Annotated in this window: 24 protein-coding genes; 15 read left to right on the forward strand and 9 right to left on the reverse strand. The window is 65.2% G+C overall.

Features of this window, described 5'->3' with window-relative positions:
* The first annotated feature begins 40 nt into the window (after positions 1-40).
* A complete protein-coding gene (locus tag QXZ94_RS07850; RefSeq protein WP_315719942.1) occupies positions 41-1,483 on the forward strand; it encodes a DUF1254 domain-containing protein in 1,443 nt (480 codons plus the stop codon).
* A gap of 18 nt (positions 1,484-1,501) precedes the next feature.
* Here the strand turns inward: QXZ94_RS07850 and xth are convergent, their stop codons facing one another.
* Positions 1,502-2,293 carry an exodeoxyribonuclease III gene (gene xth / locus QXZ94_RS07855; protein WP_315719943.1) on the reverse strand — a complete coding sequence of 264 codons (792 nt, stop codon included), beginning with the start codon at positions 2,291-2,293 and terminating at the stop codon, positions 1,502-1,504.
* A 176-nt stretch (positions 2,294-2,469) separates the two neighbouring features.
* On the opposite strand from xth, the gene QXZ94_RS07860 reads away from it, so the two are divergent.
* Positions 2,470-3,492 (forward strand): aldo/keto reductase, encoded by a 1,023-nt coding sequence (locus QXZ94_RS07860; protein ID WP_315719944.1) that lies wholly within the window; start codon positions 2,470-2,472, stop codon positions 3,490-3,492.
* 389 nt (positions 3,493-3,881) lie between these two features.
* Here QXZ94_RS07860 and QXZ94_RS07865 read toward each other — a convergent pair whose 3' ends face one another.
* Positions 3,882-4,529, reverse strand: a complete 648-nt coding sequence (locus QXZ94_RS07865) for an alpha/beta hydrolase (RefSeq protein WP_006614822.1) — start codon at positions 4,527-4,529, stop codon at positions 3,882-3,884.
* A 321-nt stretch (positions 4,530-4,850) separates the two neighbouring features.
* Positions 4,851-5,714 carry a LytTR family DNA-binding domain-containing protein gene (locus tag QXZ94_RS07870; RefSeq protein WP_315719945.1) on the reverse strand — a complete coding sequence of 288 codons (864 nt, stop codon included), beginning with the start codon at positions 5,712-5,714 and terminating at the stop codon, positions 4,851-4,853.
* Between the two features lie 118 nt (positions 5,715-5,832).
* Here QXZ94_RS07870 and QXZ94_RS07875 point away from each other — a divergent pair, with 118 nt between their 5' ends.
* The 8 genes from QXZ94_RS07875 to QXZ94_RS07910 all read left to right on the forward strand — a co-directional run bounded on the left by QXZ94_RS07875 (position 5,833) and on the right by QXZ94_RS07910 (position 13,490).
* Positions 5,833-6,996, forward strand: coding sequence for a cysteine desulfurase family protein (locus QXZ94_RS07875; protein WP_315719946.1), 1,164 nt, complete (start codon positions 5,833-5,835; stop codon positions 6,994-6,996).
* A gap of 84 nt (positions 6,997-7,080) precedes the next feature.
* Positions 7,081-8,577, forward strand: coding sequence for a Fe-S cluster assembly protein SufB (gene sufB, locus QXZ94_RS07880; RefSeq protein WP_315719947.1), 1,497 nt, complete (start codon positions 7,081-7,083; stop codon positions 8,575-8,577).
* Positions 8,578-8,696: 119 nt separating this feature from the next.
* Positions 8,697-9,449: a Fe-S cluster assembly ATPase SufC gene (gene sufC / locus QXZ94_RS07885; protein ID WP_315719948.1), complete on the forward strand. Its 753-nt coding sequence runs from the start codon at positions 8,697-8,699 to the stop codon at positions 9,447-9,449.
* A gap of 23 nt (positions 9,450-9,472) precedes the next feature.
* Positions 9,473-10,795: a Fe-S cluster assembly protein SufD gene (gene sufD, locus QXZ94_RS07890; protein WP_315719949.1), complete on the forward strand. Its 1,323-nt coding sequence runs from the start codon at positions 9,473-9,475 to the stop codon at positions 10,793-10,795.
* Positions 10,792-12,039, forward strand: a complete 1,248-nt coding sequence (locus tag QXZ94_RS07895; RefSeq protein WP_315719950.1) for a cysteine desulfurase — start codon at positions 10,792-10,794, stop codon at positions 12,037-12,039. The genes sufD and QXZ94_RS07895 overlap by 4 nt, the downstream gene beginning before the upstream one ends.
* The gene (locus tag QXZ94_RS07900) at positions 12,036-12,407 is read left to right on the forward strand and encodes an SUF system Fe-S cluster assembly protein (protein WP_172109239.1); all 372 of its coding nucleotides are present in this window, start codon (positions 12,036-12,038) and stop codon (positions 12,405-12,407) included. The genes QXZ94_RS07895 and QXZ94_RS07900 overlap by 4 nt, the downstream gene beginning before the upstream one ends.
* A gap of 61 nt (positions 12,408-12,468) precedes the next feature.
* Complete coding sequence (locus QXZ94_RS07905; RefSeq protein WP_315726139.1) at positions 12,469-12,858, forward strand: iron-sulfur cluster assembly accessory protein; 390 nt, start codon at positions 12,469-12,471, stop codon at positions 12,856-12,858.
* A 116-nt stretch (positions 12,859-12,974) separates the two neighbouring features.
* Positions 12,975-13,490, forward strand: a complete 516-nt coding sequence (locus tag QXZ94_RS07910; protein ID WP_315719951.1) for a TfoX/Sxy family protein — start codon at positions 12,975-12,977, stop codon at positions 13,488-13,490.
* 31 nt (positions 13,491-13,521) lie between these two features.
* On the opposite strand, the gene QXZ94_RS07915 is transcribed toward QXZ94_RS07910, so the two are convergent.
* Together QXZ94_RS07915 and QXZ94_RS07920 are read right to left on the reverse strand one after the other, a co-directional pair.
* Positions 13,522-14,589, reverse strand: coding sequence for a GGDEF domain-containing protein (locus QXZ94_RS07915; protein ID WP_315719952.1), 1,068 nt, complete (start codon positions 14,587-14,589; stop codon positions 13,522-13,524).
* A gap of 331 nt (positions 14,590-14,920) precedes the next feature.
* Positions 14,921-16,402 (reverse strand): DEAD/DEAH box helicase, encoded by a 1,482-nt coding sequence (locus tag QXZ94_RS07920; RefSeq protein ID WP_315719953.1) that lies wholly within the window; start codon positions 16,400-16,402, stop codon positions 14,921-14,923.
* A 490-nt stretch (positions 16,403-16,892) separates the two neighbouring features.
* On the opposite strand from QXZ94_RS07920, the gene QXZ94_RS07925 reads away from it, so the two are divergent.
* Positions 16,893-18,383 carry a caspase domain-containing protein gene (locus QXZ94_RS07925; protein WP_409998737.1) on the forward strand — a complete coding sequence of 497 codons (1,491 nt, stop codon included), beginning with the start codon at positions 16,893-16,895 and terminating at the stop codon, positions 18,381-18,383.
* A gap of 10 nt (positions 18,384-18,393) precedes the next feature.
* Here the strand turns inward: QXZ94_RS07925 and QXZ94_RS07930 are convergent, their stop codons facing one another.
* From QXZ94_RS07930 to parE, 4 genes are all read right to left on the reverse strand, one after another.
* The gene (locus QXZ94_RS07930; RefSeq protein WP_315726141.1) at positions 18,394-19,164 is read right to left on the reverse strand and encodes a glucose 1-dehydrogenase; all 771 of its coding nucleotides are present in this window, start codon (positions 19,162-19,164) and stop codon (positions 18,394-18,396) included.
* A gap of 27 nt (positions 19,165-19,191) precedes the next feature.
* The gene (locus QXZ94_RS07935; protein WP_009027935.1) at positions 19,192-19,377 is read right to left on the reverse strand and encodes a hypothetical protein; all 186 of its coding nucleotides are present in this window, start codon (positions 19,375-19,377) and stop codon (positions 19,192-19,194) included.
* A gap of 189 nt (positions 19,378-19,566) precedes the next feature.
* On the reverse strand, positions 19,567-20,358 hold the full coding sequence (locus tag QXZ94_RS07940; RefSeq protein ID WP_315719955.1) for a porin family protein: 792 nt from the start codon (positions 20,356-20,358) through the stop codon (positions 19,567-19,569).
* Between the two features lie 239 nt (positions 20,359-20,597).
* A complete protein-coding gene (gene parE, locus QXZ94_RS07945; RefSeq protein WP_315719956.1) occupies positions 20,598-22,661 on the reverse strand; it encodes a DNA topoisomerase IV subunit B in 2,064 nt (687 codons plus the stop codon).
* 271 nt (positions 22,662-22,932) lie between these two features.
* Between parE and QXZ94_RS07950 the strand changes: the two genes are divergently transcribed.
* From QXZ94_RS07950 to QXZ94_RS07965, 4 genes are all read left to right on the forward strand, one after another.
* Positions 22,933-23,463: a DedA family protein gene (locus QXZ94_RS07950; protein WP_315719957.1), complete on the forward strand. Its 531-nt coding sequence runs from the start codon at positions 22,933-22,935 to the stop codon at positions 23,461-23,463.
* A 233-nt stretch (positions 23,464-23,696) separates the two neighbouring features.
* The gene (locus tag QXZ94_RS07955; protein ID WP_315719958.1) at positions 23,697-24,347 is read left to right on the forward strand and encodes an FMN-binding negative transcriptional regulator; all 651 of its coding nucleotides are present in this window, start codon (positions 23,697-23,699) and stop codon (positions 24,345-24,347) included.
* A gap of 11 nt (positions 24,348-24,358) precedes the next feature.
* Positions 24,359-25,351 (forward strand): N-acetyl-gamma-glutamyl-phosphate reductase, encoded by a 993-nt coding sequence (gene argC / locus QXZ94_RS07960; RefSeq protein ID WP_315719959.1) that lies wholly within the window; start codon positions 24,359-24,361, stop codon positions 25,349-25,351.
* A gap of 118 nt (positions 25,352-25,469) precedes the next feature.
* Entirely contained in the window at positions 25,470-26,696 is a 1,227-nt protein-coding gene (locus tag QXZ94_RS07965; protein WP_315719960.1) for a threonine ammonia-lyase, read from the forward strand.
* Positions 26,697-26,724 lie beyond the last annotated feature (28 nt).

A 26,724-nucleotide genomic window follows, 5' to 3' on the forward strand; every position in this document is an offset into this window, starting at 1 on the left:
TACTTCATGTCGTCACAACGATTGATGAGGAATATTCACCATGGACGATTTCATCATTGGCACTCCGAGTCCGGCGCGCGCAGCGGCGCCTGCCTCCGCAGGCGACGGTTGGCAGGAGAACTACGCGTATTCGCTGGGAATGCAGGCCTATGTCTGGGGCTTTCCGTGGATCTACAACGCGCAACTGCGCTGGCTCTGGACCACGAAAGAAGGCCAGAAGGTGAGCCAGCAAGCCGGCAAGCCCGATCTGTACGCGCCGGTCAACTCGTTCCACCGCAGTGAGCAGCTCGCAAGCCCAGAGAACAGCAAGTCCGGCGGCAGTCCCAACTGCGACACGCTGTATGCGACCGCCTGGCTGGACGTGACGCAGGATCCGATCGTGATCTCGGTGCCGGCGGTGAACGACCGCTTCTATTGCATCGAAATGGTGTGCATGGATGGCGACAATTTCGCCTATGTCGGGACCCGCTCCACCGGCACGGAGGCGGGCAATTTTCTGATCGCTGGCCCCGGCTGGACCGGCGCGGTGCCCGATGACGTGCTCGACGTCCTGCCGCGCTCTCGCACGGTGAGCATCTTCCTGCTCGGACGCACCGGGGTCAACGACACCACCCAGGAGGATCTGAACAAGGCGATCGCGATCCAGGCGCAGTATCAGCTGACGCCGCTGTCGCTGTGGCCCAACACGCCGCCGCCGACGCCGAGCCACGTGCTCGTCCCCGACGGCTTCGACTACAACAACACGGCGGGTGCGTGGCGAACAATGAACGCTGCGATGACGCAGGATCCGCCCGGCCTGCCTCCCGGCATCGCGCAGGATCAGCTCCTGAAGCTGTTTGCGACCGTCGGCATCGGTCCCGGTCAGGACGTCGAACGCCAGTCCGAGGCGACGCGCGCCGGTCTGCAACGTGCGGCCAAGGACGGGCTGGCGATGCTCCAGTCCATGGCCAAGGGTCACGGCAAGCAGATCAACGGCTGGACCTATCCGCCGCTGGATCTCGGACGCGCCGGGCAGAGCAGCGACTACATTACCCGCGGTGCGTTGCAGTCGCTCGCCGGCATCTGCGCCAACGATCCGGCCGAGGCCGTCTATCTCAACGCATTCAGCGACAATCTCGGCAGTCAGTTGAATGGAAGCAGCAACTACCGGATCATGTTCGGCGCCGGCGACTTCCCGCCTTGCGATGTGACCAGGCACGGCTTCTGGTCGATCACGATGTACGGCTCCGACTACAATCTCGTCGCAAACTCGTCCCACTACACCATCAACGGCTACTATCCGGAATATCAGGCCCGCGACGCCGCAGGCGGCATGACGATCCTGATCCAGAGTGCCGATCCCGGTCAGCTTCCGTCCGGCACCTATTGGCTGCAATCGCCGTCGACCGATACGTTCTATCTGATCCTGCGCGTCTATGTGCCGGATCCCCAGGTGAGCGTCACCCAGACCTGGGCGCCGCCGGAAATCGTCCGGCTGCCCTAGCCATTGCGCGATTGAGGGCTAGGCGGTCTCAAGATCGAAATCGGCCCACACCGGCACGTGATCCGACGGCTTCTCCCAGGCACGCACATAGCTGTCGATGCCGACCTCGACCAGCCGGTCGCTCGCCTGCGGCGACAGCAGCAGGTGATCGATCCTGATGCCCATGTTCTTCTGCCAGGCGCCGGCCTGGTAGTCCCAGAACGTGTACTGTCCCGGCGCGTCGTTGACGGCGCGCAGCGCATCGGTCAGCCCGAGGCCGAGCAGCGACTGGAAGCTCTCGCGCGTCTCGGGCCGGAACAGCGCGTCGTCGACCCAGGCCTCGGGATTGGACACGTCGGCAGCCGCCGGGATAACGTTGAAGTCGCCGGCGAGGATCAGCGGCTCCTCGGTCTTCAGCCGTTCGCGCGCATAGTCGCGAAGCCGCGACATCCATTTGAGCTTGTAGGGATATTTCTCGGTGTTCGCAGGATTGCCGTTGGGCAGATAGAGGCAGGCGATGCGCACGACGCCGCTCTTGAGGCTGACGACGCCTTCCAGGAACCGCGCATGCACGTCCTCGGCATCGCCTGCGAGACCGGACTTGGTCTCGTCGAACGGAAGCTTCGACAGCAGCGCCACGCCGTTGAACGTCTTCTGGCCGTGGGTGACGACGTTGTAGCCGAGCGCCTCGATCTCCAGCCTGGGAAACGCGTCGTCCGTGCACTTGATCTCCTGCAGGCAGACGATGTCCGGCGAGCACTCCCTGAGCCAGGTGACGAGGTGCTCGATCCGTTGCCGGACCGAATTGACGTTCCAGGTGGCGATGCGCATCGGCGGGTTCCCAGCAGGCTCGGAAGATCGGCCCGGTTAGACCAAGCGGGAGGGCCCCGGGTCAAGGCGATTGGCTGGCGGACTCACAGGGCGGTGCAACCAGGTCATGCAGGGCGCCCCATGGCGGCCAGCCGCCTGTCCGCGTATTCATGCTGTCAACACCAGGGGAGATTATCATGGACCATCGACGTCTCGGCCATTCAGGCCTGCGCGTGCCCGCGCTCAGCTTCGGCACCGCGACCTTCGGCGGCGGCAACGACTTCTTCAAGGCCTGGGGCGCGACCGACGCTGACGGCGCGAGCCGGCTGATCGACGTCTGCCTCGATCATGGCGTCTCGATGTTCGACAGCGCCGATGTCTATTCGAGCGGTCTCGCCGAGACCATTCTCGGCCAGGCCATCAAGGGCAAGCGCAACCGGCTGTTGATCTCGACCAAGGGCACGTTCCCGAAGGGCGACGGTCCCAACGACTACGGCTCGTCGCGCCAGCACCTGATCGAGGCGGTGGAGGGCTCGCTCAAGCGCCTCGGCGTCGATCACATCGATCTCTATCAACTGCACGGCCAGGACTACAACACGCCGGTCGAGGAGACGCTCTCGACGCTCGACCAGCTCGTGCGCGCCGGCAAGATCCGCTACATCGGTTGCTCGAACTTCTCCGGCTGGCACCTGATGAAGTCGCTGTCGTCCTCTGACCGTTACGGTTGCCCGCGCTACGTCGCGCACCAGGCCTATTACTCGCTGCTCAACCGCGACTACGAATGGGAGCTGATGCCGCTCGGCATCGACCAGGGCGTCGGCGCCGTGATCTGGAGCCCGCTCGGCTGGGGCAAGCTGACCGGCAAGATCCGCAGGGGCCAGCCGGCCAAGCCCGGCACCCGCGCCCATGACATCGCCGGCACCGGGCCGCATTTCGCGGAGGAGCGGCTGTATCGCGTCGTCGACGCGCTCGACGGCGTCGCCAAGGAGACCGGCAAGACCATTCCGCAGGTGGCGCTGAACTGGCTGCTGCAGCGCCCGACGGTGTCGACCATCATCGTCGGCGCCCGCAATGAGAGTCAGCTGATCGAGAACATCGGCGCGGTCGGCTGGAGCCTCACGGCGGAGCAGGTGGCCACGCTCGATGCCGCCAGCGACATCCCGGCCGCCTATCCGGTCTGGCACCAGCGCGGCTTTCCGATGCTGAACGAAAGGCGCTAGTGGTGGATGCGACGCCGAGCCATTTGACGGCGCCGCGGGACCGGCAGTAACATCATCACTCGATCGTCACGTGGCCGCGCTCCGGTCATTCTGGAGCCGCCACAACGGGGGGCGTCGACCCCGGACCGATCGGCGGTTGAGCCTCACGACTGTGCCGGACCCGCAGTCTTCAATGTGACGATGTTTGGCTCACTAAGTCGTCCCGGCGAACCGCATCAATTTTGGTCCGTCATCGCAGCGCCGGAAGATGCAGCCGGTACGTGACTGGCCCTCGCCAGCAAGGAGAGAGGCGCGTTGATATGCGCGGCGCCTCATCTCCGATCCTCGAGCGGCGCGAGACGGCCCGAATGGTTGCCTCACATCGCGGGTCGCAACGAAGCGCGCAGGTCTCACCTCACATTGGCGAGGCGCATGTCCAGATAGGCCGTGATGGTTTCCATCAGCGGCTCGAGCTTGCCGTCGAAGAAGTGGTTGGCGCCGGGGATGACCTGCTGGTCGATCACGATGCCCTTCTGCGTCTTCAGCTTCTCGACCAGCGTGTTGACGTCCTTCGGCGGGACGACAGCATCCTTCTCGCCGTGCACGATGAGGCCCGAGGACGGGCAGGGCGCGAGGAACGAGAAGTCGTAGAGATTGGCGGGCGGCGCGATCGAGATGAAGCCCTCGACCTCCGGGCGGCGCATCAGCAGCTGCATGCCGATCCAGGCGCCGAAAGAGAAGCCGGCGACCCAGCAGGCGCGCGCTTCCGGGTTGATGGTCTGCGCCCAGTCGAGCGCGGACGCGGCATCCGACAATTCACCCGTGCCGTGATCGAACGACCCCTGGCTGCGGCCGACGCCGCGGAAATTGAAGCGCAGCACCGAGAAGCCGCGATGCGCGAAGGCGTAGTAGCACTGGTACACGATCTGGTGGTTCATCGTGCCATGGAACTGCGGATGCGGATGCAGGATCATCGCGATCGGCGCGTTCTTCTGCTTGGCCGGGTGATAACGGCCCTCGAGGCGGCCCGCCGGACCGTTGAAGATGACTTCAGGCATCAGAGAATCCTTGGCAGAGCGTCGACCGACTTCGTCCGTGCTTCATCTGGCGCCTCGCCGACGACATCAGCAGAAAAAGCGGTGATCGAGCGCCTTCCGTGCGCTTGGACGGAGTGGCGCTGGCGTGACTGGAAGTTGGCCTTCTAGCATGGCGCGCGGGGCAAAAAGCAAGGGTTTTCAACGCCCGGCAAGGGGACTGTGAGGCGAATGCGGCCGAGGCCGCTGCTGCAGGTTCGCCGGACCGGTGCTGCTGTCGACCACCCGGATGCCTCTGCAATCCAATGAAAATGCTGGAGTTTTCACTTTCCGCACGCCGCCGTTTCAGCGCGCCGCCGGCATTCGCTCCAGATGGGCCACGGCGCCTCGATAGCGACGGCTGCCCTGGACCGATTGCCCGGTGTCGAAGGTCAGGCCGAACTCGCCCGATGGCAGGACCGAGAGCGCCGTGACCCTGGCCATGTTGACCAGCCGGCCGCGGTGGATGCGCACCAGGGCGAAGCAGGCGAGCTCGGTCTCGACGGCCGAGAGCGTGCCGCGGACGAGGTGCTGACGGCCGTCGGCCATGGCGTATTCGACATAGTTGCCCGCGGACGCGACCCAGAGAATATCGGCCGGCATGATGCGGACGCGGTTCGCGCCGTCGCGCAGCCAAAGCGAGGCTGGTGCCGATGCCGGGCGCTCCTCGCTCGGCGCTACTGCGCATCCCGCTGCGTTGTAGGCACGATCGAACAGCCAGAGCGCGCCTCCGATCAGGATCGCCGTCAGCACGTCCTTGCGGAGCTCGTAGACCAGTGTGGCAAGCGACATATGGAAATCATAGCTGCTGCCGGCCGCCCACAGCGCGAGCTTACGCAAGCTCACCATGCCGGCGATGTGGAGCGCGGAGAACGCCAGGATCGCGCCGAGTGCGATGGCGATGCGGGCGGACCAGGCCGGACGCCGGCGAAGGGTGCGGACGGCGAAGAGCAGCAACGGCGCGAGCAGGATGATCGCGAAGATGCTCGTCATTTCCCACAGCAGCGGCGTGCGTACATCATAGATCGCGCCTCGCTTCGCGGCATCGTGCGCGGCTGAAAGGGCGTTGACGAGGCCGGTGCCGAGCGAGATCGCGGCGACGGCCGCGTAGAAGATGCGATCGGTTGGACGCGAGACGGAACTCAAAACGGAAACGACGAGCTTGTTCATGGTGGCGCAGCCGCTATCTCAATCCCGGTGTGCGACGTTACCACGTCGCCATGCGCCAGAGCAGCATCGCGGGAGGGCCGCGATGGCCGGTCGCGGTGCAACTTGCTAAGAACGGACGATGGCCGACAGGATCTATCTCGATTGGAACGCGACGACGCCGCTGCGCCCCGAAGCGCGGCAGGCGATGCTCACCGCCATGGATCTCCTCGGTAATCCGTCCTCGGTTCATGCCGAGGGCCGCAAAGCCAGGCGGTTGATGGAGGAAGCACGCGAGGTGATCGCCCGCGGGCTCGGAACGGTGCCCCGCCGGGTGGTGCTCACCTCGGGGGGGACCGAGGCCAACGTCCTCGCTTTGAGCCCGGGGCTCAAAGCCCCCGCGGGGCCGGCCGAGCGGCTGCTCGTGTCGGCAACCGAGCATGCCTCGGTGCTCGCGGGCGGCCGGTTCGCGCCGTCGGCAGTCCAGACCATCCCGGTCGATTCGTCCGGCGTGGTCGATCTCTGCGGCCTGGACACGCTTCTGGCGGGCGGTCCGCCGGCCCTGGTCTCCGTGATGGCCGCCAACAACGAGACCGGCGTGCTTCAACCGGTTTCGGAGGTTGCCGAGATCGTTCGCCGAGGGGGTGGCCTGCTGCATGTCGATGCGATCCAGGCATTTGGAAAACTTCCGCTGGATATCAAGGGGATAGGAGCAGACCTTGTCACCCTTTCCGGGCACAAGATCGGCGGCCCCAAGGGAGTGGGCGCGCTGGTGCTGGGCGCCGGTGTCGACGACGTCATCCCTTTGCTGCGCGGCGGCGGTCAGGAGCTTGGGCGACGGGCTGGAACCGAGAACGTGATCGGCATGGCCGGGTTCGGCGCGGCGGCTGGCGCAGCGCTGGCCAGCCTGGAGGCCGAGCATGTGCGCGTTTCGGCGTTGCGCAACCGCCTCGAAGCCGGGCTCCGGCAGACAGAGAACGTGACGGTATTTTCCGCGCAGGCGGCGCGGTTGCCCAACACCACGCTGTTCACTGCGCCAGGTCTGAAGGCCGAGACGGCCGTGATTGGCTTCGATCTCGAAGGTATTGCAGTATCTTCCGGCTCGGCCTGCTCCTCGGGCAAGGTTCAGCCCTCGCATGTGCTGGAGGCCATGGGCGTGAGTTCCGCGACCGCGCAGGGAGCGGTGCGCCTCAGTCTTGGCTGGTCCACGACGGAGGCGGAGGTGGATCGCTGTCTGCAGGCTTGGCGAAAGTTGTCCCTGACCCTACTTAAGGGACGTGACGAAACAGCGCTTGAGCGATTCTAAGGGCGTGATTTCGTCCGCGAAACGTCGTAAGACGGTTCCCAGAGATGTCCACCGCGGTCCTTGAAACCGCGAGCGGAGGATGGAATGCCAGCCGTACAAGAGACAGTCGACCGCGTCAGGCGGATCGACGTCGATCAATATCGATATGGGTTCGAGACCGTCATCGAATCCGAGAAGGCCCCCAAGGGGCTTTCCGAAGACACGATCCGCTACATCTCGGGCAAGAAGAACGAGCCCGCCTGGATGCTCGAATGGCGCCTGGAGGCCTATCGCCGCTGGCTGACCATGCAGGAGCCGACCTGGGCGCGCGTCGACTACCCGAAGATCGACTTCCAGGATCTGTATTATTATTCGGCGCCGAAGCCGAAGAAGCAGCTCTCCTCGATCGACGAGATCGATCCGGAGATCCTGAAGACTTATGAAAAGCTCGGCATTCCCTTGCGCGAGGTCGCGATCCTGGAGGGTGTGGAGCCGAAGCCCGGCGCCGGCAGCCCCGAGACGCGCAAGATTGCGGTCGATGCCGTGTTCGATTCGGTGTCGGTGGCGACGACGTTCAAGGAGGAGTTGAAGAAGGCCGGCGTGATCTTCATGCCGATTTCGGAAGCCATCCGCGAGCACCCTGAGCTCGTGCAGAAATATCTCGGCAGTGTGGTGCCGACGTCCGACAATTTCTATGCGACGCTGAACTCGGCTGTGTTCTCCGACGGCTCGTTCGTCTACGTGCCGCCGGGCGTGCGCTGCCCGATGGAGCTGTCGACCTATTTCCGCATCAATGAGCGCAACACCGGCCAGTTCGAGCGGACGCTCATCATCGCCGACAAGGGCGCTTACGTCAGCTACCTCGAAGGCTGCACGGCGCCGCAGCGCGACGAGAACCAGCTGCATGCGGCCGTCGTCGAGCTGGTCGCGATGGACGATGCCGAGATCAAGTACTCGACGGTGCAGAACTGGTATCCGGGCAATTCGGAAGGCAAGGGCGGCATCTACAATTTCGTCACCAAGCGTGGCGACTGCCGCGGTGCCAACTCGAAGATCTCCTGGACCCAGGTCGAGACTGGATCCGCGATCACCTGGAAGTACCCGAGCTGCATCCTGCGCGGCGACAATTCGCGTGGCGAGTTCTACTCGATCGCGATCTCGAACGGCTTCCAGCAGGTCGATAGCGGCACCAAGATGATTCACCTCGGCAAGAACACGTCGAGCCGCATCATCTCCAAGGGCATCGCGGCGGGCCGTTCGCAGAACACCTATCGCGGCCTGGTGACGGCGCATCGGAAGGCGACCGGCGCGCGCAACTTCACCGCCTGCGATTCGCTGCTGATCGGCGACAAATGCGGCGCGCACACCGTGCCGTATATCGAGGCCAAGAATTCCTCGGCCACCTTCGAGCATGAGGCGACGACATCCAAGATCTCCGAGGATGTGCTGTTCTACTGCATCCAGCGGGGTCTTTCGCAGGAAGAAGCGGTCGGGCTCGTCGTCAACGGCTTCGTCAAGGACGTGCTGCAGCAACTGCCGATGGAGTTCGCCGTCGAGGCGCAGAAGCTGATCTCGATCAGCCTCGAAGGTTCGGTCGGCTAAGGCCGCATCGTGAGAAGGCCGCTGAGCGGCCTTCTTCCAGCATCAGCTTTATGGGCCTCGGTCCTGCGCGACGCGCCTGTGGCGCTCCTCGGGACGAGGGACAGACAGAAGAGACAACCATGGCACTACTGGAAATCAAGAACCTGCAGGTCCGCGTCGAGGAGCGCGAGATCCTCCACGGGCTGACGCTGACAATCGACGCCGGCAAGGTCCACGCGATCATGGGACCGAACGGCTCCGGCAAGTCGACGCTGTCCCACGTCATCGCCGGCAAGCCGGGCTATGAGGTCACCGGCGGCGAGATCCTGTTCAAGGGCGAGGATCTGCTCGCCATGGAGCCGGACGAGCGCGCCGCCAAGGGTGTGTTCCTGGCGTTCCAATATCCGGTCGAGATTCCCGGCGTCGCCACCATGACCTTCCTGCGTACGGCGCTGAACGCGCAGCGCAAGGCGCGCGGCGAGGAGGAATATTCGACGCCGGACTTCCTGAAGAAGGTCCGCGAGATCTCGAAGTCGCTCAACATCCCGCAGGACATGCTCAAGCGCGGCGTCAATGTCGGGTTCTCCGGCGGCGAGAAGAAGCGCAACGAGGTGCTGCAGATGGCGCTGTTCCAGCCGTCGCTGTGCATCCTCGACGAGATGGATTCCGGCCTCGACATCGATGCGTTGCGCATCGCCGCCGACGGCGTCAACGCGCTGCGCTCGCCCGAGCGCTCGATGATCGTGATCACCCACTACCAGCGGCTTCTGAACTACATCGTGCCCGACGTCGTTCACGTGATGTCGAAGGGCCGCGTCGTGAAAAGCGGCGGCAAGGAGCTCGCGCTCGAGCTGGAGGCGTCCGGTTACGCCCAGTTTGAAGACGCGGCCTGATCGCTGGCCTGAATGGATCTGTGATGAACGTAGCTTTGGTCAAGAACGACAGCGGTCCGGCGGCGAGCAGCGTGTTCGCTGCCGCCCAGGGCCGGCTGCCCGGCACCGGCAAGGTGGCTGAGATCCGGCGCGAGGCCTTCGCGGCCTTCGAGCGCATCGGCCTGCCGCACCGGCGCATCGAGGAGTGGAAGTACACCGACCTGCGCGCGCTGGTGCGCGAGGTTCTGCCGCTGGCGGGCCCGCCCGATGCCGCAGCGCTGACGCGGGCGAAGGCTGCGGTTGCAGAGGCTGCGATCGAAGGCGCGACCAAGCTGGTGCTGGTCGATGGCGTCGTTGCCACCGATCTGTCGGATCTCGCGGCACTGCCTTCCGGCGTGACGGTGCGGATGTTGCGCGCGGTGCTCGACGAGCAATCCAATGACTCCCGTGGCGACTTGCTGCTCACCAAGACCAGCGATCCCATGCTGTCGCTGAACGCGGCGCTCGTGACCGACGGCGTCGTGGTCACGGTGGCCGACGGCACGCAGCTCTCGTCGCCTCTGCAACTCATTCATGTCGCCACCGCCTCCAAGACGGCGCGCTATAGCCGCTCGCATGTGCGGGTCGGGCAGGGCGCGCGCGTGGCTCTGGTCGAGAGCGCGATCGCCGCCGCCGGCGCCGGCGCCTACCAGGCCAACGATGCCGCGGTGGTGTGGGTCGGCGACGAGGCTCAGTTGTCGCATGTCCGGCTGATGCGCGATGCCGCTGACGCCGTGAACGTCTCGTCCGAACTGTTCACGGTCGGCGCCAAGTCCAGGCTCAACCTGTTCAACATGACCAGCGGCGCCGCCGTCAGCCGGCTGCAGGCGTTCTTCACGATGGCAGGCGAAGGCAGTGAGCTGATCGTCAACGGCGTCAACCTGCTGCGCGACAAGCAGCATGGCGACATGACGCTGGTGGTCGATCACGCGGTGCCCGGCTGCACCAGCCGTGAGAATTTTCGCGCCGTGCTCGATGATCGCGCGCACTCGGTGTTCCAGGGACGCATCATCGTCCGCCAGGACGCGCAGCAGACCGACGGCAAGATGATGACGCGGGCGCTGCTGCTGTCCGACGAGGCCGAGGCCGACAGCAAGCCGGAGCTCGAGATCTTCGCTGACGACGTCTCTTGCGGCCACGGCGCCACTGCCGGCGCGCTCGACGACAGCCTGTTGTTCTATCTGCGTGCCCGCGGTCTTCCCGAGAAGCAGGCGCAGGCGCTCCTGATCCAGGCCTTCGTCGGCGAGGCCATCGAGGCGATCGAGGACGATGATTTGCGCGCGCGCGTCATCGCTTCCGCCCAGGACTGGATGGAGGCGCGCGCATGAGCACGCATCCGGCCGTCGCCAACGGTTCCTACGACGTCGCCCGCATCCGCGAGGACTTTCCGGCGCTGGCGCTGCAGGTCTATGGGAAGAAGCTGGTCTATCTCGACAACGCCGCCTCGGCGCAGAAGCCGCGCGCGGTGCTCGACCGCATGACGCAGGCCTACACCAGCGAATACGCCAACGTGCATCGCGGCCTGCATTATCTCGCCAATGCCGCGACCGAAGCCTATGAGGGCGGCCGCGAGCGCGTGACGCGCTTTCTCAACGCGCGGCGCAGCGAGGAGATCATCTTCACCCGCAACGCGACCGAGGCGATCAACCTCGTGGCGTCGTCCTGGGGCGGGCCGAACATCGGCGAGGGCGACGAGATCGTGCTCTCGATCATGGAGCACCATTCTAACATCGTGCCGTGGCACTTCTTGCGCGAGCGCCAGGGGGCCGTGATCACATGGGCCCCGGTCGACGACGACGGCAACTTCCTGATCGACGAGTTCGAGAAGCTGCTCACGCCGAAGACCAAGCTGGTCGCCATCACGCAGATGTCGAACATGCTCGGCACACTCGTGCCCGTGAAGGAGGTCGTGCGGATCGCGCATGCGCGCGGCATTCCGGTGCTGGTCGACGGCAGTCAGGCGGCGGTGCATCTGGCCATCGATGTCCAGGATATCGATTGCGACTTCTACGTCTTCACCGGTCACAAGCTGTACGGGCCGACCGGCATCGGCGTGCTCTACGGCAAATACGATCGGCTCGCCGCGATGCGCCCCTTCAATGGCGGCGGCGAGATGATCCGCGAGGTCTCGCGCGATGTCGTCACCTATGGCGACCCGCCGCACCGTTTCGAGGCGGGCACCCCGATGATTGTCGAGGCAGTCGGATTGGGCGCTGCCATCGACTATGTCAACTCGGTCGGCAAGGAGCGCATCGCCGCGCACGAGCACGACCTGCTCACCTATGCGCAAGAGCGGCTGCGCGAGATCAATTCGCTGCGGCTGATCGGCACCGCCAAGGGCAAGGGGCCGGTGATCTCGTTCGAGATGAAGGGCGCGCACGCTCACGACATCGCGACCGTGATCGACCGCCAGGGCGTCGCCGTGCGGGCTGGCACGCATTGCGTGATGCCGCTTTTGGAGAGATTCAACGTCACCGCGACCTGCCGGGCCTCGTTTGGCATGTACAATACGAGGGAAGAGGTCGATCAGCTGGTACAGGCATTGATCAAGGCGCAGGATTTGTTTGCATGACCGACACCGCCGACGTCAAAACTCAGTCTATCGAAACTCATTCGGCGCTGCCGATGGAGGAGACCGAACGGCTCTCCAGCGAAATCATCGCGGCGCTGAAGACGGTGTTCGACCCGGAGATCCCGGCCGACATCTACGAGCTGGGCCTGATCTACAAGGTCGACATCAAGGACGACCGCAGCGTCGACGTGCTGATGACGCTGACGACGCCGAACTGTCCGGCGGCCGGCGAGCTGCCGACGATGGTGGAGAACGCGATTGCGAGTGTCCCGGGCGTCGGCATCGTCAACGTCAGCATCGTCTGGGAGCCGCAATGGACGCCGGACCGGATGAGCGACGAGGCACGCCTCGTCCTCAACATGTGGTGAGGCACGAAGTTTGAATGGCGGTCGGGATTGATCGAACGCCGGGATTGACCAGATGACCGATATGACGAACACGCCAGTTGCCAGCAAGCCCAAGCCGCGGCCCCGTCCCCAGGTGATGCGGTTGACCGATGCGGCAGCCACGCGCATCCGCGAGCTGACCGGGCGCGCGGAGTCCGAGATCATCGGCCTGCGCGTCGGCGTCAAGAACGGCGGCTGCGCCGGCCAGTCCTATACGGTCGAATATGCCCACGACGTCCGGCCGACCGACGAGGTCGTCGAGGACAAGGGCGTCAAGATCCTCGTCGATCCCAAGGCGGTGCTGTTCCTGTTGGGCACCGAGATGGACTATCAGGCCGACAAGATGCAGGCCCAGTTCGTCTTCAACAACCCGAACCAGATCAGCGCCTGTGGCTGCGGCGAGTCGGTGCAATTGAAGCCGGCCGAGGTGTGACCGTTCGCTTTCCGTCAGCACTGGATCCGGACCTGTCGCGTTCCGGACATTGACACGCGCCACGGTCCCGACCGACAAACCCAGGGAGCAACTGGGTGTTGGCGGGAGGTGTCGCGATGGACCGCGAGTTCCTGATCGATCTGTTCGCGGGCTTCGGTCCGGTCACGATCCGGCGGATGTTTTCCGGTTTCGGGATCTCTGCGGACGGCATCAACTTTGCACTGGCACTGCGCAGCGGCCTCTATCTGCGGGCCGACGAAGCGAGCTTCGGGAAGTTCGAGGCCGCAGGATCCAAGCCGTTTTCGTACGAAACGCGTGCGCGGACCATGACCGTGCGGTCGTACTGGCAGGTGCCGGCGCATCTGTTCGACGACACCGACGAGTTTGCAGTGTGGGCAAGAGAGGCGTTTGCGGCAGCCCAGAGGGCCGCCCTGAGCAAACGGACCAGGACGAAGCGCGGAGCGTCGCGCAGCAAGCCAGCCCCAAGTGAAGCGAAGCCCGGGGCGGCCAAGAAGGCAGTGAAGCCGGCCAAGACGCGGAAGGCTGCCAAGAGCGCCGGCAAGGCGGCCGCAGGGAAGGCGGCCGCGACCGGCCGCAAGACGCGCAGCGCGGCCGCTTCGCGAACGCGCTGAGGGTGTTGGCAACGCCGCAGGCCGGCTGCCGTCAGGCGACCTGGCCGCGCGTGGCCGCCGTATATTCGGGATCGCTCTCGCACACCACCTTGTTGCGGCCGCCGCGCTTGGCGGCATAGAGGCAGGCGTCGGCGCGCTCGATCAGCGCATCGGTGTCGTCGCCGGCGCGGAGCATCGACACGCCGACCGAAATGGTGACGCGACCCAGGATCTCACCGGTCGACTTCTTCTTCAACTCCTTCGCGGTCACGGCGCGACGGATCTGGTCGGCGACGGTCAACGCCTGCCGCAGCGAAGTGTTCGGCAGCACGACCGCGAACTCTTCGCCGCCGTAGCGCGCGGCGATGTCCTGGCCCTTGATGGCGTGCTTCAGGGTCATTCCCACGAGGCGCAGGACCTGGTCGCCGGTGAGGTGACCGTAGGAGTCGTTGAACGATTTGAAGTGGTCGATGTCGAACATCAGCAGCGACAACGGCTGATCGGTCGCAAGCCCCGTCTGCACCGCCGTCTCGATCATCCGGTCGAAATATTTGCGGTTGCCGAGCCCGGTGAGCGGATCGGTCAGGCTCTCGGCACGGATCGCTTCGAGGCTGTGCTGCAGTCCGCTGATCTCGTCCTTGGACAGCGACAGCCGCTCCTCGAGAACCCGGTTGGTCTCCCGCATCTGCTTGGTCGAATGCGCGAGCGCCTCGATGATATCGACGAGCTGCTCGCGGCTGTTGGCCGCGGCGAGCATCCGGTCGGCGCCTGCGAGGCTCGCATCGTAGCTCGCGGTCCTGCCGAGAGCGTCCGTGATCATGGTCATCAGGTCGTCGATCTCGCCGACGACGCGCGCGCCGACCTTGTCGATGCGGTCCGACGTCTTGAGATGCGCGAGATAGGATTCATAGAGCTGGTCGAGATCGGCCTGGGACAGCTTGCCGTTGCGGGACAGCGTTCCGTTGATGATCTCGTTCAGCTGCGCGTTGTAGCCCGTCGCATAGACGTACCAGATCTCGTAGTTGCGCGGGTTGGCCGCGTGACGCAACGTCTTGATCTGGCTGAGCGCGACCTCGGCGAAGGCTATCGTGCGTTCGTGTTCATCAAGCGCATTGACCACAACAGGTTCTCCCCAATCGCCCGCGTCGCCGTCACAGCAATGAATTTAAACAATGCCGGCCAAGCTAAAGGACGTGTGTGAACCAGGGGTAAATACGGCCGTAGAGTCACGGGCAAACGTCAAGCGACGCTTACAGGATGGCCGTCATTCCATATGTTCAATGAGCTGCATAAGCGCGCAATTAGCTGCGCCGGAGCGTCGCCAGCACGCGGCGTCAGTCACGATCGCGCTGCACTCGCGATCGAACAACTTAACCCATGTGAGATCAGCAGAAGAAAACGCGGGCGGAACTCCGAGCGCCCCTGTCTGCGGAGCCCGGAGCTTTGACCGCTCAGGGGAGCGGCGCGCGCACCGGACGGAGCAGGAACGCGGGCAGATGCGAATGATCGGCCGGCTCGTTGTCGTGGTCGCGTCGCGGCCGTCGGGATTCATTACGCGGCTGCTCGTTGCGCGGCTGCTCGCTACGGGCGCTGGGTGCGGGCCGAGGTGAGGCGGGCTGGGCCGAGCGCGGGGCGGCTGCGGCCGGACGCGGCTCCCTCTCGCGCTCGCGCGGCTCACGTTCACGCTGCTCGCGCTCACGGGGCTCACGCGGCTCGCGCTCACGCGGTGTCTTGCCGCGGCTGCGGCGTGAACTGTCGCGCGGACGGCGCTCACGCGTGTCCTCATCGCGCGCAGCCTCGGTTACTTCGTAGTCGCCTTCGATGGTCGGAATGCTCTGTCCGATCAGCTTCTCGATCGCGACCATCGACTTCTGCTCGGCAGGGCAGACGATCGAGATCGCGGTACCGGTCCGTCCGGCGCGGCCGGTACGACCGATGCGGTGAACGTAGTCATCCGAATGGTGCGGAACGTCGAAATTGAAGACGTGACTCACTTCGGGAATGTCGAGGCCGCGTGCCGCGACATCGGAGGCCACGAGCAAGGGCAGTTCGCCCTTGCGGAACTGATCGAGCGCCGCGGTGCGGGCCGACTGGTCCATGTCGCCGTGCAGGGCGCCGACGCTGAAACCATGCTTCTGCAGCGACTTGTGGACGATGGCGACGTCGCGCTTGCGGTTGCAGAAGATGATCGCGTTGTTGAGATCCTTGGCATCCCGCAACAGCCTGCGCAGCACCTCGCGCTTCTGATGCGCCTCGCGTCCCGAGGGGACCTGCAGCTGCGTGACGGTGACCGCCGTCGTCGCCGGTTTCGACACTTCGACCTTCTGCGGATTGTGCAGGAAGGCCTCGGTGATGCGCCGGATCTCCGGCGGCATGGTCGCGGTGAAGAACAGCGTCTGGCGGGTGAATGGGACGAGCTTGCAGATGCGCTCGATGTCCGGAATGAACCCCATGTCGAGCATGCGATCCGCTTCGTCGATGACCAGGAGCTCGACGCCGGTGAGCAGCAATCCACCGCGCTCGGTGTGGTCGAGCAGGCGGCCAGGGGTGGCGATCAGGACGTCGACGCCGCGGGTCAGCTTGGCATCCTGGTCCCCGAAGGAGACGCCGCCGATCAGGAGGGCGACGTTGAGCTTCTGTCCGGCGCCGTAGCGGTCGAAATTCTCCTTGACCTGGGCGGCCAGCTCGCGCGTCGGCTCCAGGATCAGGGTCCGCGGCATCCGCGCCCGGGCGCGGCCCTTTTCAAGAATGGTGAGCATCGGCAGGACGAAAGCGGCGGTCTTGCCGGTGCCGGTCTGGGCGATGCCGAGCACGTCGCGGCGCGCCAGAACGTGAGGGATCGCCTGTTCCTGGATGGGGGTCGGGGTGGTGTAACCGGTGGCCGCAACTGCAGCCAACACCTTGTCGGACAAGCCGAGATTGGAAAAGGACATCGAGCCTCTGTGTCACGCGCCAACAGGCGACGGGGCCTCTATTCGACGCCGCCGTTAGGAATCGAGGGGTAAAAGGCTGTGGTCGCGTTCAACCCCGAAACGGCATGCTCTAAGGAAGCTGGGGGTGTTCTGACTTACGCTGACCCGCGGTCAATGTGTGGGAATCGGATCCGATCCCGGCCGCGCTGAACGGGAAGATAGGGGCGAATCCCGCAAAGTCAATGGAAGAGGGGGACGAAGTGCCGAAAAAGCTTAATGTTTTTGCATTATTTGCAGGCAACCTGTCGTCGAGCTGTCGTATTCGGGTGCTCCGAAGCTCTTGGCGGCCGGTCGCGGAAAGCGCTCTGGTCGAATTGTCGACGGAATTGCGGCGTGTGTTCGGCGGGGAGGAGCGGCCGCAGGCGGTTCGGGCATGAACCGGGGGCGGCGTACCGCCGACTATCGAAGGCGGCAGCCCACGCGATGAGAGCAGGGACGAACGATGAGATCGATGCGGACGTGGCTGGCGTGCGGGCTGGCGGTGCTGGTGGTGGTTCTGGCGCCAGCCGCCGCACAAGCCGAGAAGCGCGTTGCGCTCGTGATCGGCAACAACGACTACCGCTTCGTTCCGAAGCTGCAGAAGGCCGTCAACGACGCACGCACGATGGGCGACACGCTGAAACAGCTCGGCTTCAGCGTCATGGTCGCCGAGAATCTCAATCGCCAGCAGTTCAGCCAGACATTGCTGACGTTCGACAACGCCGTCGAGCCCGGTGACACCGCATTCTTCTTCTACGCCGGCCACGGATTCGAAATTGCGGGCCAGAACTTCCTGCTGCCGACCGACGTGCCGGCTGCGACTGAAGGACAGGAAGAGCTGGTGCGCGACGCCTCGATCCTCGCGGACCGCATCATCGAGCGGCTGCAGAACAAGAAGGCGCGCACCTCGATTCTCGTCTTCGACGCCTGCCGCAACAATCCGTTCGAGCGTTCGGGCACGCGCGCGGTCGCAGGTGCCGGCGGCCTCGCGCCGATGACCCAGTTGCCCGAGGGCGTGTTCTCGGTGTTCTCGGCCGGTCCGCGGCAGACGGCGCTCGACCGGCTCTCGAACGACGACGCCAATCCGAACTCGGTATTCACCCGCACCTTCGCCAAGGAACTGACGCAGCCCGGCGTCAACCTGGTGCAGGTGGCGCAGCGGACTCGGCGCGCGGTCAGCGAGCTCGCCGAGACCGTGCGTCACAAGCAGATCCCGGTCTATTTCGACCAGATGGTCGACGACGTCTTCCTCAACGGCATGGCAAAGGGGCCGGCCGCCGCCGACAAGCCCGCCGAGCCGCAGCAGAAGCTCGCAGCGCTTCCTCCCGTCTCCGCGCCGCGCATTCCTCCGGCCAACGAGATCCTGAACGCGCCGATTGCGATGTTCTCGCGCCACAATGGCGGCTGGACGGTCACCTTCTCGATCGCCGATCCCACGCTCGGCATTTCCTGGCGCATGGGGGAGAGCGGAGACTTCCGCGAGACCGGCTTCATGGACGTGCTCGATCCGCGCACGCGCAAGCGCATGCCCAATCCCTCGATCCAATTGCCCGCGGATGCGCCGGCCGGCACTATCCAGGTCCGCTATGTCGATGCATCAGGCGAGATGCAGGGGCCGTTTCCGATCCGCTTCGAGCCGGAGGTCGCGCTGGTGCGCGACCAGCGCAAGATCCTCGATATGACCGCGACCAGCTGGTTGTCGTTCCGCGAGTTCAACGGCCTGCTGGTCTACTACACGCATCTGATGTCGTACCGCTGCGCGATCCGCGAGGTGCGCATCGGCATCGACAGCGCCGTGCCGGACAAGGTGCTGAACATGCCCGGCTGCGACATGCGCGATCCGATCGCGATCCCTTCCAACGCCATGCCCTACCTCAAGCTGCCGCCGGCGACGAAGTTCGTCTCGGTCGAGCTGACATATCGCGACGGCAGCGTCTCCGAGATCAAGAGCTTCCGGCGTTGACGGGGCGGCTTCACGCCATGATCGAATAGCCGCCGTCGACCGGAATCGCGGTGCCCGTGACGAAGTCCGAAGCGGGCGAGCTCAGGAAGGTGGCGATCCCGGCGAAATCGTCGATGTCGCCCCAACGTCCTGACGGCGTGCGTGCCAGCACGCGGTCGTGCAGGCCGTCGATCTGCTTGCGGGCCGCGCGCGTCAGATCGGTATCGATCCAGCCCGGCAGGATGGCATTGACCTGGATGTTGTCGGGCGCCCAGGCGCAGGCGCAAGCGCGCGTGTATTGCACGATGCCGCCTTTGCTGGCGGCGTAGGCCGGCGCGAAGCTGGCGCCGAAGATCGACAGCATCGAGCCGATATTGATGACCTTGCCGCGGCCTGCGGCCTTGAGTGCGGGGTAGACGGCCTTCGAGCACAGAAAGGCGCTGGTGAGATTGGTGTCGATCACCTGCTGCCATTCCTCCAGCTCGAGCTGGTGCGGCGGCTTGCGGATGCTCATGCCGGCGTTGTTGATCAGGATGTCGATGCGGCCGAGCTCTGCCGTGACACGCGCAACCATCGCCGCGACGTCGTCCTTGTTGCTGACATCGGCCGTGACCGCGACGGCCCGGACGCCCCGGGCGGTGAGATCGGCCACGGCTGTCTGCGACTTAACCTCGTTGCGGCCGACAACGGCGATATCGGCGCCTGCCTCAGCGAGCCCGCGGGCCATGCCGAGACCGATTCCGCCATTGCCTCCTGTCACGATCGCAACCTTGCCCTTGAGGTCGAAACGGCCCGCCATCATCATCTCCAGATCAAATTGAGAAAGTCGTCAGCAGGTGCCCTGCCAGATCATCACCAGGCCCAGCGCACCCATGCCGACACCGTAGCCGGCCCATTGCAGCTGGTTGATCATGAAGCTGGTCCGCGGCCACGCCACCACCCCGGTGCCCTGACCAACCCAGAGCAGGCCGACGGCGAGCAGAAGCAGGCCGCCGATCATCAGGAATCTCCGCATGGCCTTTTCCTCCCTCGTCGACCGGCGTCACCGCATGGGAGACGCTGCAGCCGTCTTTTTTGTGAAGTTTTGTGAAGAGGAAGCTAGCGGCGGAAGGGACGGATGACCAGCGGATCGCGCGTCAAAACAAAAAGCCCCGGATCAACCGGGGCTTTTCGCAGCGAATTCGAGATGCCGAGTGGGGACGGCTCAGTACTTGGCGACCACCGGGCCGGTCCAGTTGAAGCGGTAGACCAGCGAGGTGGTAATGGTCTGGACCCACGGCTTGAAGGTGATGTCGCGGCCGAACGCGGCGTTCGTGCCATCCACGCGCTCGGTGATGTTCTTGCGGTCGTAGAAAGCCGAACGGTACTCGGTCTTCATAAACCAGCCCGGCGCGGTGATGCCGAAGAAGTTCAGGTTGTTCTCGACGCCGCCGCCGATGAACCAGCCGCTGCGATCGAAGCCGTCGGTGTGCAGGCCGGAGGGTGCGCCAGTGACCGTGCTGAGGAGAGTGGTGCCCTTCCAGTGCGAGCTGGAGTAGCCGGCGTTGGCGTAGGACAGAACGTTCGGGGCAACGAGATAACCGACGCGCGCGCCGACGGCCCACGAGTAGTCGTTCTTGATGTTGCCGGCGATGAACGGGCCCTGATCCTGGATCGTGCCCTTGATGCTGCCGAACTGACCGTCAGCCAGGATACCGAACACCCAGCTCGGGGTCACCTGCCAGTCGTAGCCGGCGCCGGCGGTGCCCAGCCAGCCTTCGCCACCCTGCTTCTGGTTGAGGCCGATGAGAGCGGCACCCGTCGCAGTGCTGACGATGTTGGTGTCAGCGTTCCAGAGGCCGCCACCGCCACCGCCGAAAATGTAGAAGCCGGTCCAGCTCGGCGCGACCGGCGCAGCCATCGGAGCCTTCGCATAGGGACGGGCGGCCAGATCGGCAGCCGACGCTGCACCCGTCATCGCCACCACCGCGGTCGCAGCAAGCAAAAGCTTTTTCATATTCAATTCCCCAAGAGATCGACGGGTCGGAAGACCGGAAAGCGGCGGCGATTCCCTCGCCAGATGTGCCCGAACTATAGCCGATTGGTGCCCAAAAGCTGTTGCCGGTGGAGCACAGTGGAGGGGAAAGTGCGGTGCGAGACGCCGAGCGCGATGGTAACAGATTGTTTATAAAAAGAAAAAGCAGGCCCACGCGAGTGCGTGGAACCTGCAATCGATGCGAGAAGTCGGGTCAAAAGCTAGACGTCGAGCAGTTCGTCGCTCGCGAACTCCGCCTTTTCCGAGATGAAGGCGAAGCGCGCCTCCGCTTTGGTGCCCATCAGGCGTTCGACGGAGTCGGCGGTGCCGTCGCGATCATCGGCGATCAGCGTCACCCGGAGCAGGGTTCGCTTTGACGGATCCATGGTGGTTTCCTTCAACTGCGCAGGCATCATCTCGCCGAGGCCTTTGAAGCGGCCGATGTCGACCTTGGCGTTGGCGTTGAACTCGCGCTTGAGGATCTCGTCCCTGTGGGCGTCGTCGCGGGCGTAGAACGTCTTGCTGTTGTGGGTCAGCCGATACAGCGGCGGCACGGCCAGGTACAGGTGGCCCTCGTCGATCAGCCGCGGCATCTGCCGGTAGAAGAAGGTGATCAGCAGCGAGGCGATGTGGGCGCCATCGACGTCGGCGTCGGTCATGATGATGATGCGTTGATAGCGCAGATCCTCTTCGCGATACGACGTGCCGGTGCCGGCGCCGATCGCCATCACGAGATCGGCGAGCTGGGCGTTGGCGGTCAGCTTGTCCTTGCCGGCGGAGGCGACGTTGAGGATCTTGCCGCGCAGCGGCAGCACAGCCTGCTTCTTGCGGTCGCGCGCCTGCTTAGCGCTGCCGCCGGCCGAATCGCCCTCGACGATGAACAGCTCGGAGCCTTCGGTGCCGGCGTCGGTGCAGTCGGCGAGCTTGCCCGGCAGGCGCAGCTTCTTGGTGGCCGTCTTGCGCGCCGTTTCCTTCTCCTGGCGGCGGCGGATGCGCTCCTCGGCGCGCTCGACAACGAAGTCGAGCAGGCGATTCGCCTGCACCGGGTTGCCGGACAGCCAGTGATCGAACGGATCCTTGACGGCCTGCTCGACGATGCGCTGTGCCTCGGCGGTGGCGAGACGGTCCTTGGTCTGGCCCTGGAATTCCGGCTCGCGCACGAACACCGAGAGCATGATGGCGGCGCCCGCCATGATGTCCTCGGAGGTGATGTTGGCTGAGCGCTTGCCCTGGCCGACACGCTCGGCGTGGTCCTTCAGGCCGCGCAGCAGGGCGCTGCGGATGCCCGATTCGTGCGTGCCGCCATCGGGCGTCGGAATCGTGTTGCAGTAGGACGACAGGAAGCCGTCGGCGTCGGCGGTCCAGGCCACCGCCCATTCGCAGCCGCCATGGCCGCCGGTCCGGCCGGACTTGCCGGCGAAGATGTCGGGATGGACCAGCGTGTCGGCGTGGATCGCGGCCGCCAGGTAGTCCTTCAGGCCGCCGGGGAAATGGAAGGTCGCCTCGGGCTGGACGTCCTCGATGCCCTTGAGCAGCGACGGGTCGCACTTCCAGCGGATCTCGACGCCGCCGAACAGATAGGCCTTCGAGCGGGCCATCTTGAACAGGCGCTGCGGCTTGAACGTCGCCTTGGCGCCGAAGATGGTCGGGTCGGGCTGGAAGCGCACCCTCGTGCCGCGCCGGTTGGCGACCTTGCCGATTTCCTCGAGCTTGCCCTTCGGATGGCCGCGCTCGAAGATCATGCGGTAGAGCTTCTGGTTGCGCGCGACCTCGACCTCGAGCCGGGTCGACAGCGCATTCACCACGGAGATGCCGACGCCGTGCAGGCCGCCCGAGGTCTCGTACACCTTGGAATCGAACTTGCCGCCCGCGTGCAGGGTGCACATGATGATTTCGAGGGCCGACTTCTTCGGGAACTTCGGATGCGGATCGATCGGGATGCCGCGGCCGTTGTCGGTCACGGTGAGGAAACCCTCGGCGTCGAGTTCGACCTCGATGAAGGTGGCGTGGCCGGCGAGCGCCTCGTCCATCGAGTTGTCGATGACCTCGGCGAACAGGTGGTGCAGGGCCTTCTCGTCGGTGCCGCCGATATACATGCCGGGGCGCCGGCGCACCGGCTCCAGGCCCTCGAGCACCTCGATGTCGCGGGCGGTGTAATCGCCCTCCGCACCCGCCGCGCGGGCGGCTGGCTTGGCCGGGGCCTTGCCCTTGGCGGCGAACGCCGCCAACGGGTCGGCGACACCCTTGCCCTTGGCTTTTGCAGCTGATTTCAACGGCTTACCCATGGAATCTGATGTTGCGCTCGCGCAAGATGGAACGAATCGTTGAGCCTGACTATGCCATGGACGGGCATAAAACAATGACCCCGGAAACATCGCCCCTGGGCGCTCCGGCACCCCCTTCGTCCGTTCCCTGGGCCGAATGGACCTTCGTTCACGCAGACAGCCGGTTGTTGTGACTTGAAGTGGGCGGGCCCGGTGGCGTACCAGTCTGAGCCAGGGAACCGCGAAAGCCTTCAAGGACTTAGGGCTCCATAGCGGGAAAGGCATCGAGCAGATGGAAGATTTTGGCCGCGCGGTTGCTGATTTCGTGCGCGACCATCAGGCCTGGGCTGCTCCGATCGTCCTGCTGCTCGCTTTCGGCGAGTCGCTCGCTTTCATTTCGCTGCTGATTCCCGCCTGGGGCGCCCTGGTTGCGATCGGCGCCCTGATCGGGGCCACCGGCATCAGCTTCTGGCCGGTGTGGCTGGCCGGCGGCATCGGTGCAGCGCTCGGCGACTGGGTCTCCTACTGGTTCGGCTACCGCTACAAGGATCGTGTCGCCCAGATGTGGCCGCTGTCGCGCTATCCGGAGTTGCTGCCGCGCGGCGAAGCCTTCGTGCGCGACTGGGGTGTACCGAGCATCTTCATCGGCCGGTTCTTCGGGCCGTTGCGCGCCTCGGTGCCGCTGGCGGCCGGCATCTTCGAGATGCCTTATCTCGTGTTCCAGGTTGCCAATTTCGTCTCGGCGCTGATGTGGTCGGCGGTGCTGCTGCTGTTCGGCGACATCATCGGCCGCATCATGGAATGGCTCTGGCGTACGGTCTGATGCGCGCCGGAGAGTTGCGATCTTGACGCAGGAACCGTGCGGCCTTATACGCCTGCGCCCATGATCCACGCAGCGACCAACATGATCGCCGGAATGCGCCGTCGTACCCCCGCGGTACGGGCGATGATCTGCGTTTGAGATCACAGCCCTTGCCGCCGGATCCGGTCCCGCGGCGATCCTTCTCCTTGCAGCGCGATTGATCAGGCGGCTCCTTCGTCCAGCAGGAGTTTCCAATGTACACGCCACCGCCCTTCAAGCCTGACCGCGCCGCGAGCCTCGGCTTTGCGGACGCGCGCGGGTTCGGCACGGTCTGCGCGTGGGACGGCAGCAAGCCGATTGCATCGCTGGTGCCGTTTCACCTGGGGGCACTGAACGACGGCACTCCGCAGGCGTTCTTTCATGTCGCGCGCAACAATCCGTTGGCCAAGGTTGCCGACGGCGCGACGCCCTGGCTGCTCGCCGTGAGCGGCGCCGATGCCTATGTCTCGGCCGACTGGTACGTGTCGCCCGACCAGGTGCCGACCTGGCTCTATCAGGCGGTGCATCTGACCGGCACGGCGCGGATCCTGTCCGAGGCTGAGCTTGCGCGGCAGGTGGACGAGGTCAGTGCCAAGTTCGAGCAGCGCCTGCTGCCGAAGAAGCCGTGGACCTCGGACAAGATGACGGCGGGACGCCTCGAGGCGATGCGCAAGGCGATCGTTGGAATCGTCATGACGATCGAGACCGTCGAGGGCAGCTTCAAGCTCAATCAGCACAAGTCCGAAGCGGATTACGCGGCGATTGCAGCCAGGCTCGGCGAGCAGTCCGACATCGGCTCGCAACAGATTTCCTCTCTCATGCGGCAGGCGCGGCCTCAGGCCTTTGCCGGCGAACCCCAGACCTGAAGGAGCGTGTCATGACCGTGATCGATAGCAGCCCGCCGAAGGCTCACACCGCAACCGGCGCCGCGACCCGTTCCGTGTTCGTCGACGGCGGCTCGGGGACGACCGGCCTCGGGATCGCCGAGCGGCTGGCGCATCAGAACGACATCGTCGTGAAGACGATCGCCGACGACAGGCGCAAGGATCCCGCCGCCAAGCGCGAGCTGATGGCTGAGGTGGATCTCGTCATCCTCTGCCTGCCGGATGACGCGGCCAAGGAGACCGTCGCGTTGATCGACGGCATGGGCTCGTCGGCGCCGAAGGTGCTGGACGCGTCGACCGCCTATCGGGTCGCGCCGGACTGGGCCTATGGCTTTCCCGAATTGGCGGCCGACCAGGCCGACAAGATCCGCAGCGCGCGCAAGGTCTCCAATCCCGGCTGCTATCCGACCGGCGGCATCGCGCTGCTGCGGCCGCTGGTCGATGCCGGCCTGCTGCCGCAGGACTATCCGGTCACCGTGAATGCGGTGAGCGGCTATTCCGGCGGTGGCAAGACGATGATTGCGGCTTACGAGAACGGCACCGCGCCCAATTTCGAGCTCTATGGCCTCAGTCTCGAGCACAAGCATCTGCCGGAACTGCAGCTTTATTCGCGACTGACGCGGCGGCCGATCTTCATTCCCTCGGTCGGCAACTACCGGCAGGGCATGCTGGTCTCGGTGCCGCTGCAACTGGACACGCTGCCGGGCAAGCCCGGTGGTGCGGACCTGCAGGCCGCCCTGGCAAAGCACTATGCCGGCAGCAAGTATGTCTCGGTGATGCCGCTCGACGGCGCGGCGGCCAGGAGCGGCCGGCTCCAGCCGGAGGCGCTGAACGAGACCAACAAGCTCGAGCTCCATGTGTTCGCGAGCGACAAGCATCACCAGGCGGTGCTGGTGGCGCGCCTCGACAATCTCGGCAAGGGCGCCTCGGGCGCGGCCGTGCAGAACATGCGGCTGATGCTTGGGCTGCCCGATCTCGGGGCCTGAGCTCGACGCGAACCGTCCGACCGCGCCGGCGGTCGGCTCGTATCGGCAATGTCGTGCGAGCGCCGGCGCTTCGTCGGCATCGCCGTGCAATGATGCACGTTGAAGGATGGGCAGAGCCATGACCGCCATCGATCTGACCGCGCTGCCCGTGACGTTGAGCGATGTGCGCGCCGCCGCGGACACCATCGGCGGCGCGGTGCTGGCGACCGCCTGCAACCAAAGCCGGACGTTGGGCGAGATCTGCGGTTGCAACATCTGGCTCAAATTCGAGAACCTGCAGTTCACCTCCTCGTTCAAGGAGCGCGGCGCGCTGAACCGGTTGAACGCGCTGTCAGCCGAGCAGCGCGAGCGCGGCGTGATCGCGATGTCCGCCGGCAACCATGCGCAGGGCGTGGCCTACAACGCGCGGCGTCTTGGAATTCCCGCCACCATCGTGATGCCGGTGGGCACGCCGATGGTGAAGGTGGAGAACACCAAACGGCACGGCGCCGACGTCATGATCTCCGGAGCTACGCTGGAGGAGGCGGGCACGTTCGCCAGGGAGCACGGTGCGGCCAAGGGCATGACCATGATCCATCCCTACGACGATCCGCTGATCGTCGCGGGGCAGGGCACGGTCGCGCTCGAGATGCTGGCGGTGGTCCCCGAGCTCGACACGCTGGTGGTGCCGATCGGCGGTGGTGGCCTGATCTCCGGCATGGCGGTCGCGGCGCGCGCCCTCAAGCCGGGCCTGCGCATCATCGGCGTGCAGGCCGAGCTCTATCCGTCGATGTTCAACGCCATCAACGCTAGCGGCCTGCCGATGCGCGGCGATACGCTGGCCGAAGGCATCGCGGTGAAATCGCCGGGCCGCATCACGACCGAGATCATCCGCCACTTGGTCGACGACATCCTGCTCGTCACCGAGCCGCAGATCGAGCGGGCGCTGGCCACCTTGATCTCGATCGAGAAGACGGTGGTCGAGGGCGCCGGCGCCGTCGGCCTCGCGGCGGTGCTCGCGCATCCCGCGCAGTTCGCTGGACGCAATGTCGGGCTGGTGCTGAGCGGCGGCAACATCGACACCCGCCTGATCGCCTCGGTGCTGACCCGCGAGCTTGCGCGCGAGGGGCGGCTGACGCAGCTGTCGATCGACATCGTCGACCGCCCGGGGCAACTCGCGGCCGTGTCGGCCTTGCTCGCGGATGCCGGCGCCAACATCATCGAGGTGTCGCATCAGCGCACCTTCTCCGACCTGCCCGCCAAGGCGACCCTGCTGGAGCTGGTGATCGAGACGCGCGACCAGGCGCATCTCAACGACGTGATGACGAGGCTGACCGCAGCCAACTTCAAGGCGCGCTGCACCTGAGGGGACTGCGACGCGATAGACCGACGGA

Origin of the sequence: Bradyrhizobium sp. SZCCHNS2022, from assembly GCF_032377575.1 — a bacterium.
Classification (GTDB): domain Bacteria; phylum Pseudomonadota; class Alphaproteobacteria; order Rhizobiales; family Xanthobacteraceae; genus Bradyrhizobium; species Bradyrhizobium aeschynomenes.